Genomic DNA, 20,492 nt, shown 5'->3' with positions numbered 1-20,492 from the left:
GGTTATTGCCGGGGCAGAGCCCGTGCTGGTGGTTTTTTTCCGCCCTCGTCATCCCGAAGGATCGCCATGCCCAGCGCTCAACGTCCCCAAAGCTGCCTTGTTGCCGGCCAGAACCCGCGTCGCCGGCCTGTTTCCCGGAGCCCGCTGGGGCCCTTGTTCCTGTTGCCGCTGGTTGCTGCGCTGGCCGCCTGCAGCCCGTCGGAGGCGCCCCAGGCGGCGGCCGGTGGGGGCATGCCGGCGCCTGAAGTCGGTGTGGTGACGGTGGCGCCGGGTGATGTGGGATTGCTGACCGAATTGCCGGGGCGGCTGGAAGCCTCGCGTGTCGCCCAGGTGCGCGCCCGGGCGGCGGGCATCCTGCAGCAACGCAGTTTCCAGGAAGGCAGCGACGTCAAGGCCGGCCAAGTGCTGTTCCGCATCGATGCGGCGCCTTACGAAGCCGCACTGGCCAGTGCCAGGGCCAGTCTGGCCAAGGCCGAAGCCAGCCTGGTGCAGGCCACGGCGCTGGCGGACCGTTACAAGCCGCTGGTGGCCGAAAACGCCATCAGCCAGCAGGAATACGCCAACGCGCTGGCAGCGCAGAAGGTGGCCGAGGCCGATGTGGCGGCCGGCAAGGCGGCGGTGCAGACCGCCAGCATCAACCTGGGTTATGCCAACGTGACGTCGCCGATTTCCGGGCGCATCGGCCGCGCGCTGGTGACCGAGGGCGCGCTGGTCGGGCAGGGCGAGGCGACGGCGCTGGCGGTGGTTCAGCAGGTCAACCCGCTGTATGTGAACTTCACGCAGTCGGCCACCGAGGCCCTGCGTCTGCGCCGCGCCATGGAGGCGGGCCAGCTCAAGTCGGCTGGCCAGGACGCCGCGGCGGTGCGTGTGGTGCTGGAAGACGGCACCGAATACGGGCAGGTCGGTCGCTTGCTGTTTTCCGACCTCACGGTGGACAGCACCACCGGCCAGGTGACGCTGCGCGCCGAAGTGCCCAATCCCAAGGGCGTGCTGCTGCCGGGCCTGTATGTGCGCGTGCGCCTGGAGCAGGCCAAGGCCGGTGACGCCGTGCTGCTGCCGCAGCAGGCTGTCACGCGATCGGCCCAGGGCGACACGGTGCAGGTGGTGTCGGCCGAAGGCAAGATCGAACGGCGTGTTGTGCGCATCGGTGGCCAGCAGAACGGCCAGTGGGTGGTTCTGGATGGGCTCAAGACCGGCGAGCAGGTGATGGTCGACGGCTTCCAGAAGCTGCAGATGATGCCCCCGGGGACGCCGGTCAAGGCCGTTCCCTGGGCGCCGCAAGGTGCTGCCGCCGCGGCACCGGCCGGTGGTCAGGCCCCGGCCAAGAGCGAATAAGGAGCGCCCGACATGGCGAAGTTTTTCATCGACCGCCCCATCTTTGCGTGGGTGATCGCCCTGTTCATCATGGTGCTCGGGGCCGTGTCCATCACGCAGCTGCCGATCGCCCAGTACCCACCGGTGGCGCCGCCCGCCATCGTGGTTTCGGCCGCCTATCCCGGCGCGTCGGCCCAGACGCTCGAAGACAGCGTGCTGTCGGTCATCGAGCGCGAGATGAACGGCTCGCCCGGCCTGATCTACATGGAGTCGGTGGCGCAGGCCGACGGCTCCGGCAGCATCACGCTGAGTTTCGAGGCCGGCACCAACGCCGATCTGGCGCAGGTGGATGTGCAGAACCGGCTGTCGCGGGCCACGCCACGCCTGCCCGCTGCGGTGACGCAGCAAGGCGTGCGCGTGGACAAGTCGCGCAGCAACTTCCTGCTGTTCACCATCCTGTCGAGCGATGACCCCAAGTGGGACCCGGTGGCGCTGGGCGACTATGCCGCTCGCAACATCGTGCCGGAAATCCAGCGCATCCCTGGCGTGGGTCAGGCCCAGCTGTTCGGTACCGAGCGCGCCATGCGGGTCTGGATCGACCCGGCCAAGCTGCTGGGCCTGAACCTCAGCGCGGCCGATGTGACCGCCGCCATCCGCGCGCAGAACGTGCAGGTGTCGGCTGGCGAAATCGGGGCCCTGCCCAACGTGGCCGGCCAGAGCATCGCCGCCACCGTGGTCGTCAACGGCCAGTTCAGCACCGTGGAGCAGTTCGGCGACATCGTGCTGCGGGCCGGCAGCGACGGCTCGACCGTGCGCCTCAAGGACGTGGCACGCATCGAACTGGGCGCCCAGGCCTACGCCACGGAAGCCCGTCTCAACGGCCAGCCTTCCACCGGTATCGGTGTGCAACTGGCGCCCAGTGGCAACGCCATGGCCACCGCCGAGGCGGTGCGCGCCAAGATGACCGAACTGGAGCGCTACTTCCCCGAAGGCATGCAGTGGGCCATCCCCTACGACAGCTCGCGCTTCGTGAAGATCTCCATCCAGCAGGTGGCCGAAACGCTGCTGGAAGCCGTGGCACTGGTGTTCCTGGTGATGTTCCTGTTCCTGCAGAACTGGCGCTACACCGTGATCCCGACCATCGTGGTGCCGGTGGCACTGCTGGGCACCTTTGCGGGCCTGCTGGCATTGGGCTTCTCGATCAACGTGCTGACCATGTTCGGCATGGTGCTGGTGATCGGTATCGTGGTGGACGACGCCATCGTGGTGGTGGAGAACGTCGAGCGCATCATGAGCGAAGAGGGCTTGCCGCCGCTGCAGGCCACGCGCAAAGCCATGAGCCAGATTTCGGGCGCCATCATCGGCGTGACCGTGGTGCTGATCTCGGTGTTCGTGCCGCTGGCTTTCTTCAGTGGCGCTGTCGGCAACATCTACCGCCAGTTCGCTGCGGTGATGGGCATGTCGATCGCCTTCTCGGCCTTCATGGCGCTGTCGCTCACGCCGGCGCTGTGCGCCACGCTGCTCAAACCGGTGGAGGCGGGGCACCATCACGAGAAGAAGGGTTTCTTCGGCTGGTTCAACCGGGGCTTCTCCCGCACCGCCAAGCGCTACGAAAAGGGCGTGGCGGCGCTGTTGCCGCGCGCCGGCCGCACGCTGGTGATCTATGTCGCCATCGTGGCCGCCGCCGCCGTGGTCTACAACCGCCTGCCCACATCGTTCCTGCCGAACGAAGACCAGGGCAACATGCTCGTGAACGTGCAACTGCCGCCGGGGGCCACCCGCGAGCGCACGCTGGAGGTGATGAAGCAGGTGGAAGGCTTCGTGTTGCAGCAACCCGAAGTGGAGAGCATGGTGAGCGTGCTGGGCTTCAGCTTCTCCGGGCAGGGGCAGAACGCCGCGCTGGCGTTCGTGACCCTCAAGGACTGGACCGAACGCACCGGGCCGGGCAGCTCGGCGCAGGCGCTGGCCGGCCGTGCCTTCGGCGCGCTGTCGGGCATCCGCGATGCGTTCATCTTTCCGCTGAGCCCGCCACCGATCCCCGAGCTCGGGGCGTCGTCGGGCTTCACGTTCCGCCTGCAGGACCGCGCCGGTCGTGGGCACGAAGCGCTGGTCGCCGCGCGCAACCAGTTGCTGGGCATGGCATCGCAGAGCAAGGTGCTGACCCAGGTGCGTCCGGACGGCCTGGAAGACGCGCCGCAGCTGCAGCTCGACATCGACCGCGACAAGGCCAACGCGCAAGGGGTGGACTTCGCGTCCATCAGCACCGCGATCGGCACCGCGCTGGGTTCCAGCTACGTGAACGACTTCCCGAACGCCGGCCGCCTGCAACGGGTGGTGGTGCAGGCCGACGCGGCCGCCCGCATGCAGCCGGAAGACCTGCTGCGCCTGAACGTGCTCAACAGCAAGGGGCAGGCGGTGCCGCTGTCGGCCTTCGCCAGCACCCACTGGGTCACCGGCCCGATGCAGACCGTGCGCTACAACGGCTACCCGTCCATGCGCATCAGCGGTGGCGCGGCGCCCGGCTTCAGCACCGGTGACGCCATGGCCGAAATGGAAAAGCTGGCGGCGCAACTGCCGCAGGGCTTCGGTTTCGAATGGACCGGCCAGTCGCGCGAAGAAAAGCTGGCGGGTTCGCAGGCGCTCATCGTCTACGCGTTTGCCATCCTGGCGGTGTTCCTCTGCCTGGCAGCGCTGTACGAAAGCTGGTCGATTCCGTTCTCGGTGATTCTGGTGGTGCCGCTGGGTGTGCTCGGCGTGCTGCTGGCCACGCTGCTTCGCAACTATGCCAACGACGTGTACTTCCAAGTGGGGCTGATCACCATCATCGGCCTGTCGGCGAAGAACGCCATCCTGATCATCGAATTTGCCAAGGACCTGCAGGCCCAGGGCAAGAGCGTGATCGAAGCCGCGCTGGCGGCGGCGCACCTGCGCTTCCGTCCCATCGTCATGACCTCCATGGCCTTCACGCTCGGCGTGCTGCCGCTGGCCATCGCCTCCGGGGCCGGTTCCGCCAGCCAGCGGGCCATCGGTACCGGCGTGATCGGCGGCATGATCACCGGCACCGCGCTGGCGGTGATCTTCGTGCCGATCTTCTTTGTGGTCGTGCGTTCGCTGTTCAAGGGCAGCGCCCGCCAGCAACAGTTTGCGGCCGAACATTCGCACATCGGAGCCAAGAGCGATGAGTGACCTTGCTACCCCCCTGACCCGTTTCTCCCGCTCCGGCCGCTGGGCGCTCGGTGCCCTGACCCTGGCCGCGCTGTCCGCCTGTTCGCTCACGCCCGAGTACCAGCGCCCCGAGGCGCCCGTGCCCGCCACGTTCAGTGGTGCGCCGGCCGCACAGGCCGCTGCTGCCGCCGCCCTGCCGGCCTGGAGCGATTTTGTGGCCGACGAGCGCCTGCGCGAAGTGGTCCGGCTGGCATTGGCCAACAACCGCGACCTGCGCGTGGCAATGGCCAATGTCGAACAGGTCCGTGCCCAGCACCAGATCGCCCGCGCCAACGTGGCGCCCACGCTGAACATGGGCGTGACGGGCGAGCGTGTGGCCACCGAAGGCGGCAACATCAGCAGCACCTACACCGCCGGCCTGTTGGTGAGCGCCTGGGAGATCGATTTCTTCGGCCGCCTCGGCAGCCTGCGCGAAGCGGCGCTGGCCAACTTCCTGGCCAGCGAAGAAGCCTTGCATGCGGCGCAGACCAGCCTGGTGGCGGCCGTGACGAGCACCTGGCTGACGCTGCAGGCCGACGAGGAACTGCTGGCGCTGACGCGCGACACCCAGGTCACGCGCGACGAATCGCTGCGCCTGACGCGCCTGCGGTTCGAGAACGGCGCTTCGTCCGCGCTGGACCTGCGGCAGGCCGAGTCGCTGGCGGCCACCGCGCGGGCCACGCTGGCCCAGCAGCAGCGCCAGCGCGAACAGGACCGCAATGCGCTGGCTTTGCTGGTGGGGCAGGCGGTGCCGGCCGAATGGCTGCCGCAGGTGCCTTCGGCCCAAACCGTTGCCCTTCCCGATGTGCCCGAAGGCCTGCCTTCGGACCTGCTGGAGCGCCGTCCGGACATCCGCCAGGCCGAGCAGCAATTGCGTGCGGCCAATGCCAACATCGGCGCGGCCCGTGCGGCTTTCTTTCCGCGCATCTCGCTGACCTCGTCGCTGGGTTCGGCCAGCACCGAGCTGTCGGGGCTGTTCAAGGACGGCTCCTGGGGTTTCACGCTGGCACCGCAGGCGCTGCTGCCGATCTTTGATCTCGGCCGCAACCAGGCCTCGCTCGGCGCGGCCCGCGCCGCACGCGACGGCGCCGTGGCCCAGTACGAGAAGAGCATCCAGACCGCGTTCCGCGAAGTGGCCGACGCGCTGGCCGGCCGGGCCACCCTGGGCGAACAGCTCAAGGCGCAGGAAGACCTCGTGCGTGCCGAGTCCGACCGCATGCGTCTGGCCGAGCTGCGTTACCGCAACGGCGTGGCCAGCTACCTCGACGTGCTCGATGCCCAGCGTTCGCTGTTCACGGCCCGGCAGGCGCAGGTGCAGACCGCGCTGGCGCAGCGCCTGAACCAGGTCACGCTGTACAAGGCCCTGGGCGGCGGCTACTGAAGCATCCCTGGCGCGGCGTCTGCCGCGTCCCGGTGGCCCGCCGCCGGCGGGCCACCCTGTTTATCCGCAGCGCGACGGCACGTCCGGCAGGTTGTAGAACGCCAGGATGTGTTCCCAGGCCGTCTGCGGGTCGTCCACGTACTTGACCAGGTTCACGTCTTCCGGCGAGATCGTGCCTTCTTCCACCAGCAGATCGAGGTTGAGCAGCCGGCGCCAGTAGTCGCTGCCGAACAGCACGATGGGGACCGGCTTGGCTTTCTGGCACTGCACGAGCGTGATGACCTCGAACAGCTCGTCCAGCGTGCCGAAACCGCCGGGGAACGCCACCAGGGCCTTGGCGCGCATCATGAAGTGCATCTTGCGCATCGCGAAGTAGTGGAACTTGAAGCCCAGGTCGGGTGTGACGTAGACGTTGCCCGACTGCTCGTGCGGCAGTGTGATGTTGAGGCCCACATTCAGGGCCCCTTCGTCGTGGGCGCCCCGGTTGGCGGCTTCCATGATGCCGGGCCCGCCGCCGGTGCAGACGAACATCTGCTCCTCGCGCGGGCAGTGCCGACTGTAGCGGGCGACGATGCGCGCGAATTCACGGGCTTCGTCGTAGTAGTGGGCGTTGCGCATCAGGGCGCGTGCCTTGGCGATGGTGCGTGCATCGCCCCCGGCCTCGGCGGCGGCGAGCTGTTCGGCGGCCACCGCGGGTTCGCGGATGCGGGCGCTGCCGAACACCACGACGGTGTGCTGAACGCCCATGCTGGCCTGCGCCAGATCGGGTTTGAGCATTTCCAGCTGGATGCGGATGCCCCGGGTTTCCCGCCGGAGCATGAACTCGGGGTCGGCGAAGGCCAGGCGGTAGGCGTCGGCGGTCAGGGCGGTGCCGTTGTTGGACTGGGCCTGCAGCTCGGCCCAGGCGTCGGCCAGGCGCTGTTCGCTCAGGTGCTGGGTGGGTTGCATCGAGAGGGTCCTTTCAGCGGTGTCTTGAAACGGGAGGATGGCGCTCAGAGCCCGAGCGCGAGGGCCAGCGGGACAAAGACCACGGACAGGGCATTGCCCAGCATGATCATGGCGCCCACCTTGTCGGGCTCCTGGCCATAACGTTCGGCCAGCATGTACTGCACCACCGCGGGTGGCAGGGCAGCAAACAGCAGCAACTGGCCCCGCGCCGCACCTTCCAGGCCGAGGGCCCAGGCCAGCGGAATGCCCAGCGCGAGTCCGATCAGCGGGCGGGCCAGGGCGCCGAGCAGGCCCTGTGCAAGCCCGCTGCGGGTGAGCGATGTCAGGCGCGTTCCCAGAGCAAAGAGCATCATGGGCAGCAGGGCGTCGCCCAGCAGCTTCATGCCGGCCAGCGCCGGGGCGGGAGGGCGCAGGTCGGTCAGCGCGCTGGCGAAACCCAGCGCGGTACCGATCATCAAGGGGCTGGTGAGCAGGTCGCGGGTGCGTGCCACGCGGCTGGTGATGCGTGCCCCGACAGAAAAATGCAGCAGGTTGCTGACCGCGAACAGGGCGACGGCGGCCCCGAAGTTCGCGGTGCCGAAGGCCAGCAGGGCCAATGGCAGGCCCATGTTGCCGCAGTTGTTGAACATGATCACCGGCACCAGGGTGCGCGGTTCGGCGCCGAAGCGGCGCGCCAGGGGCCAGGCCAGCAGGCCGCTGCCCAGGATCAACACGGTGCCGCCGATGAGCAGGGGCACATGGGCAGAAAGCTGGAAGTCGCGGTCGGCCAGGGCGGCATACACCAGCAGGGGCGCCAGCACATCCAGCGCGATGCGGTTGAAGGCGCCGAGGTCCGGCGCGTGCCGGCGCCCGTAGGCGTAGCCGATCGCCACGATCAGGAAGACCGGGACGATCACGTCGGCGATGCGGGACAGCAGTTCCATGGTGGGGGCGAAAAAAAGGCTCCGTCAGGAGCCTGGGTGGGAGGTCGCCAACGGCCTCCCGCCGGGGCGCGCTGGAGGCCGTCCGTCCTGTCGGGGAGCGGCGATCCGCGCAGCGCCGGCGCGTGCAAGCACGGTGTTCAGACGCGCTTGCGGTATTCGCCGGTGCGGGTGTCGATTTCGATCTTGTCGTCCTGGGCCACGAACAGCGGCACGGCGACTTCGAAACCGGTGGCGATCTTGGCGGGCTTGAGCACCTTGCCCGAGGTGTCGCCCTTGACGGCGGGTTCGGTCCAGGTGATCACGCGCTCGACACTGGTGGGCAGTTCGACCGAAATGGCCTTGCCGTCGTAGAACACCACTTCCACGGCCATGCCGTCTTCCAGGTAGTTCAGGGCATCGCCCATGTTCTCGGCTTCCACCTCGTACTGGTTGTACTCGGTGTCCATGAACACGTACATCGGGTCGGCGAAGTAGGAGTAGGTGCACTCCTTGTGGTCCAGGATGATCTGGTCCATCTTGTCGTCGGCCTTGAACACGACTTCGGTGCCGATGTTGCCCAGCAGGCCCTTGAGCTTCATGCGGACGGTGGCCGCGCCGCGGCCGCCGCGGGCGTATTCGGTGCGCAGGACGATCATCGGGTCCTTGCCGTGCATGATGACGTTGCCGGCGCGGATTTCTTGGGCGATTTTCATGGTGAATCTGGGAGTAGGTAGGGTTCCAGCCGCGGGGCAGGGGTCCCACCCCATGCGGAACTTCCGGCGGCAAAGCGGGCCGTGGCCCTTTGCAAAACCTGCGATTTTAACCAATCCCGATGGCGCCCCGCCTGTCCAGCCCTTCGATGCTGGCCGCGTTGCGCCAGATCCGCATCGCGTTGGCATTCCCGATGAGCACGGGGTGATGCTCACGCACCGGGGGCCGGGGCCCGAGTTGCCGGCGGTCGCGGTGTTGCGGGAAGCGTTCCTGCGTGTGGCACCGGCGCTGAGCGAGGGGCGCGCCGGCTGAGCCACGCCGGCGGGGTCAGTGGGGCGCGGTGGCCGCCACGAAATCCAGCAGTTGCGACACCAGATCGGGTTGCGCGAGCAGCCGTTCCCGGGCGCGGGCCAGTGTGGCTACCCAGTCCATCGGATCGTGAGCGGGCATGTCTTGCGGCGTGTCGGCGTTCCAGCAGCGGTGCACCGAACGCAGGTCGGGCGGGGCGTCCAGCCAGTCCAGGAAGGCCGCCAGCTTGGCGTGGTGGGCGCCGTCGTGTTGCGGGTAGATGTGCCAGACCAGCGGCCGGCCGGCCCACAGGGCGCGCACCAGCGAGTCTTCACCCCGCACCCAGTTGGTGTCGCTGGCCCAGAGGCCTTCGTCGAATTCGGCCTGGCTGCAAGGGGGGCGCCAGGTCAGGCGCAACGGGCCGTGCTGTGTGGCCGGGCCCAGGTGCTGGCGCACCGCGGCGGCGGCGCGACCCGGGGCCACCAGCACGTGGGCGGGGGGCTGGTCGGGTGCGCGCAGCCTGTCCAGCCAGGCGGGCAGGCCGGCAGGTTCGTAGCAGAACAGGTTGTGCACGGGTTCGCCCTGCCAGCCGTCGGCGTGCCGATGCAGCCAGGCGCTGCGGTCGAAGCGGACCTGGCGTGCCGCCAGGTCGGTTTCGCGCAGCAGGCCGCCCGTGTCCGGCGTGAAGCCGGGGTAGAAGAAGTGTTTGGTGCGGCCGGCCAGGGGACCGTTGAGCACGGGTGAAGGCAGGCGGTGCATGCGCGCCACGTAGCTTTCGGCGCTCAGGTATTCCAGGTTGATCCAGGGGCCGGGCCGCGGGGCCACGGCCAGCACCCAGTCCGGTGGGATGTCGCAGCCGAAGGTTTCGACGAGCACATCGCCGGGGGCCAGCCCGGTTGGCGGCATGCCTTGCCAGGGCCGCACCTGCACGTCCGGGTCGCCCTCGGGCGCCATCCACGCGAGCGCCGAGGCGTCGTCCACCCACAGACGGACGCGTTGGCCACGAGCGGCCAGCCCCTGCGAGAAGCGCCAGCCCACGCCGATGTCGCCGTGGTTGTCGACCACGGTGCAGAAAACGTCCCAGAGCAGCGAAGGCATGGCGCGCATTGTCCACAATAGCGCCCATGACCGATGCCCCGTCCGACGCCGACAAACCCGCGCACAGCCAGGCGTTGCTGGCCCAGGTGACCGCACTGCCGCCCTTGCCCGGCGTCTACCGCTATTTCGACGCCCAGGGCCAGGTGCTCTACGTGGGCAAGGCGCGCAACCTGAAGAAGCGCGTCAGCAGCTATTTCCAGAAGAACCACGATGGCACGCGCATCGGCCACATGGTCAGCCGCATCGTGCGCATGGAGACCACGGTGGTGCGCTCCGAAGCCGAGGCGCTGCTGCTGGAAAACAACCTGATCAAGACGTTGAACCCCAAGTTCAACATCCTGTTTCGCGACGACAAGAGCTACCCCTACCTGAAGATCACCGGCACGCGCGAAACCTACCGCACCGCCGGTGCCTTGCCCGTGCCGTCCCTGGCGTTCCCGCGCATGGCCTATTACCGGGGCGTGGTGGACCGGCGCCACAGCTACTACGGGCCGTACCCGAGCGCCTGGGCGGTCAAGGAGTCGATCACGCTGCTGCAGAAAGTGTTTCGCCTGCGCACCTGCGAGGACACGGTGTTCACCAACCGCACGCGGCCCTGTCTGCTCTACCAGATCAAGCGCTGCAGCGGCCCCTGCGTCGACCTGGTCGATTCGGAAGACTACGGGCGCGACGTGGCGGCGGCCGAGCGCTTCCTGCGTGGCGAGACCCAGCAGGTGCTGGACGAGCTGGAAATGCGCATGATGGCGCACGCCGACCGGCTCGAATTCGAGCAGGCGGCCGAAATCCGCAACCAGATGAGCGCGCTGTCCAGGGTGCTGCACCAGCAGGCCATGGAAAGCGCCAGCGACCGCGACGTGGACATCCTGGCCGTGCGCGTGCTCGGCGGCAAGGCTTGCGTGAACCTGGCCATGGTGCGCGGTGGCCGCCACCTGGGCGACCGGCCCTACTTTCCCGCGCACGTTGACGATGCCACCCAGATCGACGAGGGCCTGGGCACGGAAGGTGGCGCGTCGCCGGTGGCCTGTGCGGACCCGCTGGAGCGCGTGCACGTGCGCGTGCTCGAGGCCTTTATCGCCCAGCATTACCTGGGCACCGCGCTGCCGCACACACTGGTGACCAGCCACGCCGTCAGCAAGGCCCTGATGGAGGCCCTGACCGAGCAGAACGGCGCCCGCGTGCACGCGGTGCACCAGCCGCGCGAGCACCGCCGCGCCTGGCTCGACATGGCGCAGAAGAACGCCGAGATCGCGCTGGCACGGTTGCTGGCCGAAGAGGGGTCGCAGCAGGCGCGCACCCGTGCGCTGGCCGAAGCGCTGGGCCTGCCGGACGACAACCTCGACGAGCTGCGCATCGAGTGTTTCGACATCTCGCACACGGCGGGCGAGTCGACCCAGGCCTCGTGCGTGGTGTTCGAGGCACACAAGATGCAGAACAGCCAGTACCGCCGCTACAACATCGACGGCATCACGCCGGGCGACGACTACGCCGCCATGCGCCAGGTGCTGCTGCGGCGTTACGGCAGGATCGCCGAGGCCTTGCGCGCCGAGCAGGGCGAGGCCCTGGCGGAGGCGCCGGAGCGCAGCGACGACGCGCCCGATCCGGGGGGCGTGGCAGCCGCCGAATCGGCCGAGCCGCCCAAGGGACCGCGCATGCCCGACCTGGTGCTGGTCGACGGGGGCAAAGGCCAGGTGTCGATGGCGCGCGAGGTGTTCCAGCAACTGGGCCTGGACCTCGCGCTGATCGTCGGTGTGGAAAAGGGCGAAGGCCGCAAGGTCGGGCTGGAAGAACTGGTGTTCGCCGACGGCCGGCCCAAGGTCTACCTGGGCCACGATTCGGCCGCGCTGATGCTGGTGGCGCAGATCCGCGACGAGGCGCACCGCTTCGCCATCACCGGCATGCGCGCGCAACGTGCCAAGGTGCGCACCGGTGGCAGCAAGCTCGAAGACATTCCGGGCGTGGGGCCCAAGAAGCGAGCCCGTCTGTTGCAACGCTTCGGCGGCGTGCGTGGGGTGGCGGCCGCCAGCGTGGAGGATTTGGCGACCGTGGACGGCATTTCGGCCGAACTGGCCGATGCCATCTACCGTGCGCTGCGCTAAGGGCGGGCTCCCGCATAATCACGCACCATGTTCTTCAACCTTCCCACCTTGCTGACCTGGGCGCGCATCGTTGCGATCCCGCTCATCATCGGCGTCTTTTACTGGGAAGGTCTGAACGCCGCGCAGCAGAACCTGCTGGCGACGGTGCTGTTCGTGGTGTTTGCACTGACCGACTGGGCCGATGGTTACCTGGCCCGCAAGCTGAACCAGACCTCGGCATTCGGCGCCTTCCTCGATCCCGTGGCCGACAAGTTCCTGGTCTGTGCCAGTCTGCTGGTGCTGGTGCACCTGGACCGCGCCAACGTGTTCGTGGCGCTGATCATCATCGGCCGCGAGATCGCCATCTCGGCGCTTCGCGAATGGATGGCCATCATCGGTGCCACCAAGAGCGTGGCGGTGCACATGATCGGCAAGCTCAAGACCACGGTGCAGATGGTGGCGATCCCCTTCCTGCTGTTCAACGGCGTGCTGCTCGGTGTGGTCGACACACGCGTCTGGGGCACCTGGCTGATCTGGGCCTCGGCCGTGCTGACGGTCTGGTCGATGGTCTATTACCTGCGCAAGGCCTTGCCGGAAATCCGCGCCAAGGCCCGATGAGTCGCGGGCATTCATGAGCGAACGCGCAACCGACACCCGGTGGCTCCAGGCCATGCCCTGGGTGTTCGTGCTGATCTGGAGCACGGGCTTCATCGTGGCGCGTTACGGCATGCCCTATGCACCGCCCATGAAGTTTCTGGCGGTGCGTTATGCCCTGTCCATCCTGTGTTTTCTGCCCTGGATCTGGTGGGCCGGTGTGCGCTGGCCTGGCGATCGGCGCCAGACCCTGCACCTGGCGGTCACCGGGGTGCTGATGCACGCGGCCTACCTGGGCGGCGTGTGGGCGGCGGTCAAGGCCGGCATGGGCTCCGGTTTATCGGCCTTGGTCGTCGGCATCCAGCCGGTGCTGACCGCAGTGTGGCTGTCCAGCGTGGGTGGGCAGGCGGTGTCGCGCCGGCAGTGGACCGGTCTGCTGCTGGGTTTTGCCGGCTTGGTGCTGGTGGTGTCGCGCAAATTCGGTTCGGGCGGGCCGGGCGACCAGGCCAACTGGCTGAACCTGTCTTTTGCCTTGCTGGCCTTGCTGGCCATCACCGCGGGCACGCTCTACCAGAAACGTTTCGTGAAACCGTGCGACGTGCGCACCGCCAACACGGTGCAATTGGCGGCGGCGCTGCTGGTGACGCTGCCGCTGGCGCTGCTGGAAGCCGAGCCCATGCAATGGAATGCCGAGCTGGCGGGCGCCATGGCCTGGTCGGTGCTCGGGCTGACCCTGGGTGGCAGTTCGCTGCTGTACCTGCTGATCCAGCGCGGTGCGGCGGCCTCGGTCGCCAGCCTGATGTACCTCGTGCCCCCGTGCACGGCGCTGATCGCGTGGCTGCTGTTCGGCGAACCCATCACGGTGGTGACGGTGGGCGGCATCGCGCTCACGGCGTTCGGCGTGAGCCTCGTGGTGCGCGTGCCGAAGCCGGTGGGCTGAGCTTCCAGGGCTCGGCCTCGAAGCGCTGCGCCAGAAAGTCCACCAGTAGCCGGATGCGGCGCGGCGTCTGCGGCCGGTAGGGCGCCAGCCAGTGGACATCGGCATCGGGCATGGACCATGCGGGCAGCACCTGCACCAGACCGCCGGCCGCGAGCCGGGGGGCCACGTCCCACAGGCTGCGCAGCATGATGCCGTGCCCGGCCAGGCACCAGTCGCGCACCATCTCTCCAGAATTGCTGCTCAACGGCCCTTGCACGGCGACGCTGGCCTGGCGGCCGCTGCTGTCGTGGACCAGCCGCCATTCGTCGAAGCGTGGGTTGCTGGGATGGACGTTTTCGCGCACGGCCAGACAGTCGTGCCGGGCCAGGTCCTCGGGCTGCGCGGGTGCGCCGCGCGATTGCAGGTAGTGCGGCGCTGCCACCAGCACGCGCTGGTTGCGTGCCAGGCGCCGTGCCGTCCATTCGCCTGCGCGCCGCTGGGGCGCGTTCCAGAGCCAGATGGCACCGTCATAGCCCTCGACGGCCAGATCGGGCAACTGTTCGGTCAGGTGCAACTGCACCGTCACGGCGGGGTGGCGGCTCTGGAACTCGGCGAGGGCGGGCCCGAGCCAGTGTCGGCCGAACCCGAAGGTGGCGGCCAGGCGGATGCTGCCTGCCGGTTCGCGCCGTTGCTCGCGCAGGGATTCCTCCACGGCCTGGAAGGCGCCCAGCAGCCGCGTGGCCTGTTCACACAGGGCTTCGCCTTCGGCCGTGGGGCTCACGCGCCGCGTGGTGCGCAGAAACAGGCGCAGCCCGAGCTGCGCTTCCAGCGCGGCCAGGCGTTTGCTCACAGCGGGTGGGGCCACCTGCAGCACGCGGGCGGCGCCGGCGAGGCTGCCCTGGGCACGGATGGCGCAGACCAGTTCGAGATCGGAGCGTTCCAATTCTTGCTCTGTAGGAATCAATGGGTTTCCGGATTATTGCCTTGGGCCGGCTTATGCTTGCGCATCCACCATCCGGTCCGAGGCCATTTTTCAGGAGACACCATGAGCAAAACCCATCGCATCGCTGTCATCGCCGGGGACGGCATCGGCAAGGAAGTCATGCCCGAAGGCCTGCGCGTGATGGAGGTCGCCGCGTCGAAGTTCGGCATCGACCTGCAGTTCGACCATTTCGATTTTTCGAGCTGGGACTACTGCGAGAAGCACGGCAAGATGCTGCCCGACAACTGGAAGGACCAGATCGGCGGTCACGAGGCCATCTACTTCGGCGCCGTGGGCTGGCCGGAGAAGATCGCCGACCACGTGTCGCTGTGGGGATCGCTGCTGCTGTTCCGCCGCGAGTTCGATCAGTACATCAACCTGCGTCCGGCACGCCTGATGCCCGGCGTGACCGCGCCCGTGGTGCGGCGCGACGGCAGCCCGCGCCTGCCGGGTGAGATCGACATGATGATCGTGCGCGAGAACACCGAAGGCGAATACTCCAGCATCGGCGGGCGCATGTTTGAAGGCACGCCGCGCGAGATCGTGATGCAGGAGACGGTGATGTCCCGCCATGGGGTGGACCGCGTGCTCAAGTTCGCGTTCGACCTGGCACAGTCGCGCCCCAAGAAGCACCTGACCAGTGCGACCAAGAGCAATGGCATTGCGATCACCATGCCCTACTGGGACGAGCGTGTGGCGGAAATGGCGAAATCGTATCCCGATGTGAAGGTGGACAAGTTCCACATCGACATCCTCACGGCCCACTTCGTGCAGCGCCCGGACTTCTTCGATGTGGTGGTGGCCAGCAATCTGTTCGGCGACATCCTTTCCGACCTGGGCCCGGCATGCACCGGCACCATCGGCATTGCGCCCAGCGCCAACCTCAATCCCACGCGCGAACACCCTTCGCTGTTCGAGCCGGTGCACGGGTCGGCCCCCGACATTGCGGGGCAGGGCATCGCCAACCCGATTGGCCAGATCTGGTGCGGCGCGATGATGCTGGATTTCCTGGGCTACCGGGCCGCGCACGATGCGGTGCTCGGCGCGATCGAGGCCGTGCTGCAACCCGACAGCGGCGCGCCACGCACCCGCGACCTGGGTGGCACGGCCGGCACGCGCGACGTCGGGCAGGCGATTGCCCAAGCACTTGCAGGCTGAGCGCGCGCCGCGCAAGGGCGGCGGGAACGCTGGCAAAAATTCACGGCTGCTGCGCATTCTGGTGCATCCGAGCGTCTAGAATGCCGCCTTTCGCGCGGGCAGGCAGACGGCGTGGCCGTTGCGTATTGACAGTCTGGCAAGCGCGTGGGTCTAATCCCATGGCATCGCGTCACCCGTGCCTCATTGGCGTCCGGCGTGATGTGCGCGTAGCAGGCCGCCTCTGTTGCGGCCTTTGTATTGCCCATCGGGCACTGCTCGGATCAACGATTTCCTTCCAACACTTCAAGAGGGGCTTTTCGTGAACAAAACAGAACTCGTCGAACACATCGCCAAGAATGCCGACATCTCCAAGGCTGCGGCGACCCGCGCCCTGGACTCGACCATTGCGGCCATCCGTACCACGCTGAAGAAGGGTGGTACCGTGTCGCTGGTGGGCTTTGGTTCGTTTGCCGTGACCAAGCGTCCCGCGCGCAAGGGCCGCAATCCCCGCACGGGCGCTGAGATTAAAATCAAGGCCGCCAAGGTGCCCAAGTTCCGTCCTGGCAAGGCGCTCAAGGACGCGCTGAACTGACGGCACCGGGAATTTCAGGTGGGGTGCTTAGCTCAGTCGGTAGAGCGGCGCCCTTACAAGGCGTAGGTCGGCGGTTCGACCCCGTCAGCACCCACCACCCCCAAAAGGCGAACCCGGGTTCGCCTTTTTTGTTGTTCGCCGATTTCAGGATAGCCAGGCATGTTCGATTCCATCCGCAACCACAAGAAGTACCTCATGGGCTTCTTGATGATCCTGATCATTCCCTCGTTCGTGCTGTTCGGCATCGAGGGGTACACACGTTTCAATGAGCGCAGCGAACCCGTGGCCTCGGTGGATGGGCACGACATCACCAAGGCCGAATGGGACCAGGCCCACCAGGTCGAGGCCCAGCGCCTGCGCGAGTCCATGCCCGGCCTGGATGCACGCCTGCTCGACAGCGACGAAGCCCGCTACGCCACGCTGGACCGCTTGGTGCGGGACCGCGTGCTGGCCGTCGCTGCGGAAAAGGACCACCTCTACACCACCGACGCGCGCCTGGCGGCGGAACTGCAGCGCAACCAGGCGATTGCCACGCTGCGCAAGCCCGATGGCACGCTCGACGTCGAGGCCTATCGCGAGTTGCTGGCCCGCCAGGGCCTGTCGCCCGAAATGTTCGAGGCCCGCGTGCGCGCCGACCTTTCGCGCCAGCAGGTGCTGGGCGGCGTCACGGCATCGGTCCTGGTGACGCCGGCCGTGGCGGCACAGGCGCTGGAGCCGTTCTTCCAGCGCCGCGAAATTCGCGTGCAGATGCTCGCGGCCAAGGACTTTGCCGCCCGCGTGCAGCCCACGGAGGCCGAGATCGAGGCTTTCTACAACAGCAACCAGGCGCTGTTCCAGGCCCCGGAGCAGGTCGATGTCGAGTACCTCGTGCTCGATGCCGCTGCCCTGGCCAAGGAAGTCACGCTCAACGAAGCCGACCTGCGCGCGTATTACGACCAGAACGCGGTGGCGCTCTCCGGCGGTGAAGAGCGCCGCGCCAGCCACATCCTGCTGACGGTGCCAGCCGGCGCTTCGGCCGAACAAAAGGCCGCAGTGCGGCAGAAGGCGCAGGAATTGCTGGACCAGGTGCGCAAGGACCCGGCCAAGTTTGCCGAACTGGCCAAGGCCCACTCGCAGGACCCCGGTTCGGCGGCGCAAGGCGGTGACCTGGGCTTCTTCGGGCGCAACGCTATGGTCAAGCCCTTTGAGGACGCCGCGTTCGCGCTGGCCAAAGGGGGTATCTCCGATCTGGTGGAAAGCGAATTCGGTTTCCACATCATCGAACTCACCGACATTCGCGCACCCAAGGTTCGCAGCTTTGCGGAGATGCGTGCCCAGCTCGAAGGTGATCTGAAGAAGCAGCAGGCCCAGAAGCAGTTCAGCGAAGCGGCCGAAACCTTCAGCAACCTCGTCTACGAACAGGCCGACAGCCTACAGCCGGCGGCCGAACGTCTGAAGCTGACGGTGCAGACCGCCCAGGGTGTGACCCGCGAGCCGCGGCCCGACGCGGGCGTGCTGGGCAACCAGCGCTTGCTGGCGGCCCTGTTTGCGCCCGATTCGCTGGAGAAGAAGCAGAACACCGAGGCGCTGGAAACGGGCAGCGGGCAATTGACCTCGGCGCGGGTGACCCGCCACGAGGCGGCCCATACCAAGCCTCTGGCCGAGGTGCGCGAGCAGGTGCGCGCCCAACTGGTGGCGCAGCGCTCGGCACAGCTGGCCCGCGAAGCCGGTGCCCAGCGTCTGGAAGCCCTCAAGGCCGGTGGCGATGCCTCGGGTCTGCCGGCGGCGGTGACCGTGTCGCGCGACCAGCCACAGGGGGTGTCGGCTGCGGTGCTGCGGGCGGCCCTGAGTGCGCCGGCGACCACCTTGCCCGCCTGGGCGGGGGTGGATCTGGGCGCGCAGGGCTACGCCATCGTCAAGGTCGAGAAGCTGCTGCCCCGTTCCGAAGCGGAGGCCGCACGCCGCACGCAGGAGCGCCAGCAGTACGCGCAATGGTGGACCACCGCCGAGGCGCAGGCCTACTACGAGACCCTCAAGGATCGCTTCAAGGTGCGTATCCTGGTGCCGGAACCGAAAAGACCCTGATGAAGTTCTGGAAACGCCTCGGGTTCAGGCTATAATCTTGGGCTTGCGGTGGCTGTAGCTCAGTTGGTAGAGTCCAGGATTGTGATTCCTGTCGTCGTGGGTTCGAGTCCCATCAGCCACCCCAGATGAATCAAGCACTTAGCCCGGTCCTGTACCGGGCTTTGTCGTTTCTGGGTGAGCCTTGTAGGCAATCTGTAGGCAACTTGGGCAAATCCGCCACTTGGCGCGCCGCCCAAAACCTACGGTTCGTCGGTCTTCATGGGCCTCAGGAACAGCCCCATCTGCGACAGCGACAGATGGGCTACCTCGGCGACTTCGGGCCATCCCCTGTCCGCAGGCTTTCCGCCTATCCGCCGTCCCCCGTCCGCGTTCTGCCCGCATCCGATGCGGACAGAACGCGGACACATCACGGCACCGGTAACGCCCAGGTAACGCCCGGCGCGTTACCTCAGCATTGCTGCCAGCACACGCGTAGCAGTCGCACAGCACATGCGCGCAGATGCGTGCAGGTCACCCGCTGAGAATCTGAGGGGCACCGCACCCCCTTGGACGGTGGCGTCATGCGTGCCTGACGCGTCACTGTCGCGTGGTTCACGCGCCCAGCGAGTGACTGTCGGTGGAAGCCCACGGGCAACCCAGCGCAAACCCAGGTGAAACCAGTGGGTTTCCGTGTCGGCCATGCGCTCGGATGGATACCGGCGTGGATACCAGTGCCTTGGATACCTACCCCAGGCTCCAGCACCACGGCGCGGCGGACATGAAAAAGCCCGCCGTAGCGGGCTTGTCGGTGGGCGGCAAGGTGTCAGTGAACCCCAGCAGCCATGAGCGCATCCAGTTCGGACGCAGACGCACCCTTGTCGCGCAGTACGGCGATGGCCGCCTCGGCAATGGCCTTGTCTGCACCATCGTCCATGCGGGCCGCCAGCATTTCCAGCGCACGGGCCACCGCGAAGCGCCGGTCGTTCCTGAACCACGCCGTGGTCGTCAAGGCCGGGTCAACTACCTCGTTGAATTTGGCCCAGGTCTTGCGCTCGGCCACTTCATCCTCGCTCAGGTAGCGCGTCCAACGGAACGGCCCGAACCCGTCCCAATAGATCGTGTCGCGGCTGTCCGTCCCCGGAAACGCCGGGTCATGGAATCGAGCCCGCTTCGGCATGGCGCCGGTATACCCTGCCTCGCGTAGATCCTGCTCGCTGCCGGAAATGTAGTCCCATTCCGGGCAAGTCTCGACCAGAGCGCCCGTCGCCCACTGCACGGTCTTGAAGGCTTCTTGCTTACGCATGGGCAACCTCGCTTTCCTCGTTGGCCGCCAGAATCTCCAAGGTATCGAGGAATCCCTCGGTTTCTTGATGGAGCCGCTCCAAAAGGCACTTGTAGCCGCCTTCCACTTGGAAGTATCTGCTAGCGACCCTCGCAACGCCGATGATGCCGCACCACAGTTCGCAGAAGTCGTTCCACGTCTTCGGCGGGTTCTTCTTCATCCCACCAATGATGGTCGAAAGCAGGTAGACCACATCCTCCACTTCACCGCCGATGCCGTATTCAAGCTCGGCCAGCTTGCGAAGGTCTGCTAGGGTGTTGCCGACCTGAAAGATCGCCAGGTTCACGGTCTGCGCGAACGTCGGTAGGTTCTGGTTTTCTTTCTGCTCAGCCATGGCGGGCATCCTTTGTCTGTTGGCGGTCTTTCAGGATGAAGTCGGCATTCACGGCGATGTGCAGGGCCTCGATTTGCGTCTGCATGGCTTCGGCCAGGAAGAACAGCAGGGTGGGCACGCCCCGGCCGTCCTGAAGGCTGCCAGAGTGGATTTCACCCCGTTGCTGGCACCCGGCATCGGACACGATCAAGCCGCCTATGCGGCGCATCACTTCGGCGATGTTGCGCATCTCGCCTTCAGCCCCGTCCGACATGAAGGCCAGCGTCTCCAAGGCCGCATCCGGCAGCGAGCCCAGGTTGGTGTTGTCCCGGAAGAATTGCAATGTGGCGGATGCGCTCATTTCGTGTGCTCCCTCATGACGGCCTCATTGGCTTGCTCGAAATCGGCATCGATGTCGGCGGCCAGCGCATGGATAGCGCCAACCAGCCCATAGCGCAGGTGCGCGCCAAGCGTGCAGTCCAGGCTGTCATCAACCAGAAGAACGGCGCTGATGGCTTGGATGCCGCGCACGCGCGTAGCGATGGTCTGCACGTCCCGACTGCGCAAGTGCAGGTCGTTGTCGTAGCCGCAAGCGCGCTGCTCGCGACACACCTCATGCAGATCAAGGGGTTTGCTTTCCTGGTTCATC

General features: G+C 67.2%; 18 protein-coding genes and 2 tRNA genes. 11 read left to right on the top strand and 9 right to left on the bottom strand.

The window, feature by feature from the left end; genetic code table 11:
• Nucleotides 1-66 precede the first annotated feature (66 nt).
• From L0977_RS02590 to L0977_RS02580, 3 genes are read left to right on the top strand one after another with little or no spacing between them, the layout of a single operon-like run.
• Nucleotides 67-1,335: an efflux RND transporter periplasmic adaptor subunit gene (locus L0977_RS02590; RefSeq protein ID WP_370465187.1), complete on the top strand. Its 1,269-nt coding sequence runs from the start codon at nucleotides 67-69 to the stop codon at nucleotides 1,333-1,335.
• Nucleotides 1,336-1,347: 12 nt separating this feature from the next.
• Nucleotides 1,348-4,500, top strand: coding sequence for an efflux RND transporter permease subunit (locus L0977_RS02585; RefSeq protein ID WP_234263127.1), 3,153 nt, complete (start codon nucleotides 1,348-1,350; stop codon nucleotides 4,498-4,500).
• Nucleotides 4,493-5,899: an efflux transporter outer membrane subunit gene (locus tag L0977_RS02580; RefSeq protein ID WP_234263126.1), complete on the top strand. Its 1,407-nt coding sequence runs from the start codon at nucleotides 4,493-4,495 to the stop codon at nucleotides 5,897-5,899. Before L0977_RS02585 ends, L0977_RS02580 begins: the two co-directional genes overlap by 8 nt.
• Before the next feature lie 60 nt (nucleotides 5,900-5,959).
• Here L0977_RS02580 and L0977_RS02575 read toward each other — a convergent pair whose 3' ends face one another.
• The 4 genes from L0977_RS02575 to earP all read right to left on the bottom strand — a co-directional run bounded on the left by L0977_RS02575 (nucleotide 5,960) and on the right by earP (nucleotide 9,855).
• A complete protein-coding gene (locus tag L0977_RS02575) occupies nucleotides 5,960-6,847 on the bottom strand; it encodes a TIGR00730 family Rossman fold protein (protein ID WP_234263124.1) in 888 nt (295 codons plus the stop codon).
• 44 nt (nucleotides 6,848-6,891) lie between these two features.
• Entirely contained in the window at nucleotides 6,892-7,770 is an 879-nt protein-coding gene (locus tag L0977_RS02570; protein ID WP_234263123.1) for an AEC family transporter, read from the bottom strand.
• Between the two features lie 137 nt (nucleotides 7,771-7,907).
• On the bottom strand, nucleotides 7,908-8,462 hold the full coding sequence (gene efp, locus L0977_RS02565) for an elongation factor P (RefSeq protein ID WP_234263121.1): 555 nt from the start codon (nucleotides 8,460-8,462) through the stop codon (nucleotides 7,908-7,910).
• Nucleotides 8,463-8,787: 325 nt separating this feature from the next.
• A complete protein-coding gene (gene earP / locus L0977_RS02560) occupies nucleotides 8,788-9,855 on the bottom strand; it encodes an elongation factor P maturation arginine rhamnosyltransferase EarP (RefSeq protein WP_234263120.1) in 1,068 nt (355 codons plus the stop codon).
• Between the two features lie 17 nt (nucleotides 9,856-9,872).
• Here earP and uvrC point away from each other — a divergent pair, with 17 nt between their 5' ends.
• The 3 genes from uvrC to L0977_RS02545 are packed head-to-tail and all read left to right on the top strand — an operon-like array spanning nucleotide 9,873 to nucleotide 13,455.
• Nucleotides 9,873-11,942, top strand: a complete 2,070-nt coding sequence (gene uvrC, locus L0977_RS02555) for an excinuclease ABC subunit UvrC (RefSeq protein WP_234263119.1) — start codon at nucleotides 9,873-9,875, stop codon at nucleotides 11,940-11,942.
• 27 nt (nucleotides 11,943-11,969) lie between these two features.
• A complete protein-coding gene (gene pgsA, locus L0977_RS02550; protein WP_234263117.1) occupies nucleotides 11,970-12,539 on the top strand; it encodes a CDP-diacylglycerol--glycerol-3-phosphate 3-phosphatidyltransferase in 570 nt (189 codons plus the stop codon).
• Between the two features lie 13 nt (nucleotides 12,540-12,552).
• A complete protein-coding gene (locus tag L0977_RS02545) occupies nucleotides 12,553-13,455 on the top strand; it encodes a DMT family transporter (protein ID WP_234263115.1) in 903 nt (300 codons plus the stop codon).
• Here L0977_RS02545 and L0977_RS02540 read toward each other — a convergent pair.
• Complete coding sequence (locus tag L0977_RS02540) at nucleotides 13,403-14,377, bottom strand: LysR family transcriptional regulator (RefSeq protein ID WP_234263114.1); 975 nt, start codon at nucleotides 14,375-14,377, stop codon at nucleotides 13,403-13,405. The two genes, L0977_RS02545 and L0977_RS02540, sit on opposite strands and share 53 nt — an antisense overlap.
• Before the next feature lie 102 nt (nucleotides 14,378-14,479).
• Here L0977_RS02540 and L0977_RS02535 point away from each other — a divergent pair, with 102 nt between their 5' ends.
• The 5 genes from L0977_RS02535 to L0977_RS02515 all read left to right on the top strand — a co-directional run bounded on the left by L0977_RS02535 (nucleotide 14,480) and on the right by L0977_RS02515 (nucleotide 18,333).
• On the top strand, nucleotides 14,480-15,574 hold the full coding sequence (locus L0977_RS02535) for a tartrate dehydrogenase (RefSeq protein ID WP_234263112.1): 1,095 nt from the start codon (nucleotides 14,480-14,482) through the stop codon (nucleotides 15,572-15,574).
• Nucleotides 15,575-15,833: 259 nt separating this feature from the next.
• On the top strand, nucleotides 15,834-16,145 hold the full coding sequence (locus L0977_RS02530) for an HU family DNA-binding protein (protein WP_284306318.1): 312 nt from the start codon (nucleotides 15,834-15,836) through the stop codon (nucleotides 16,143-16,145).
• Nucleotides 16,146-16,166: 21 nt separating this feature from the next.
• Nucleotides 16,167-16,242 (top strand) — tRNA-Val (locus L0977_RS02525).
• Nucleotides 16,243-16,304: 62 nt separating this feature from the next.
• Nucleotides 16,305-18,209: a SurA N-terminal domain-containing protein gene (locus tag L0977_RS02520; RefSeq protein WP_234263109.1), complete on the top strand. Its 1,905-nt coding sequence runs from the start codon at nucleotides 16,305-16,307 to the stop codon at nucleotides 18,207-18,209.
• A gap of 48 nt (nucleotides 18,210-18,257) precedes the next feature.
• A tRNA-His gene (locus L0977_RS02515) sits at nucleotides 18,258-18,333 on the top strand.
• Nucleotides 18,334-19,011: 678 nt separating this feature from the next.
• Here L0977_RS02515 and L0977_RS02510 read toward each other — a convergent pair.
• From L0977_RS02510 to L0977_RS02495, 4 genes are read right to left on the bottom strand one after another with little or no spacing between them, the layout of a single operon-like run.
• Nucleotides 19,012-19,491, bottom strand: coding sequence for a hypothetical protein (locus L0977_RS02510; protein WP_234263108.1), 480 nt, complete (start codon nucleotides 19,489-19,491; stop codon nucleotides 19,012-19,014).
• Entirely contained in the window at nucleotides 19,484-19,864 is a 381-nt protein-coding gene (locus L0977_RS02505; RefSeq protein ID WP_234263106.1) for a hypothetical protein, read from the bottom strand. The genes L0977_RS02510 and L0977_RS02505 overlap by 8 nt, the downstream gene beginning before the upstream one ends.
• Nucleotides 19,857-20,204: a hypothetical protein gene (locus L0977_RS02500; protein WP_234263105.1), complete on the bottom strand. Its 348-nt coding sequence runs from the start codon at nucleotides 20,202-20,204 to the stop codon at nucleotides 19,857-19,859. The genes L0977_RS02505 and L0977_RS02500 overlap by 8 nt, the downstream gene beginning before the upstream one ends.
• Entirely contained in the window at nucleotides 20,201-20,491 is a 291-nt protein-coding gene (locus tag L0977_RS02495) for a hypothetical protein (RefSeq protein ID WP_234263103.1), read from the bottom strand. Before L0977_RS02495 ends, L0977_RS02500 begins: the two co-directional genes overlap by 4 nt.
• Nucleotide 20,492 lies beyond the last annotated feature (1 nt).

This window comes from Hydrogenophaga sp. NFH-34, from assembly GCF_021401345.1.
Classification (GTDB): domain Bacteria; phylum Pseudomonadota; class Gammaproteobacteria; order Burkholderiales; family Burkholderiaceae_C; genus Hydrogenophaga; species Hydrogenophaga electricum.
The sequence above is the reverse complement of the archived record's forward strand: the minus strand, read 5'-3'. Positions and strand labels throughout refer to the sequence as shown.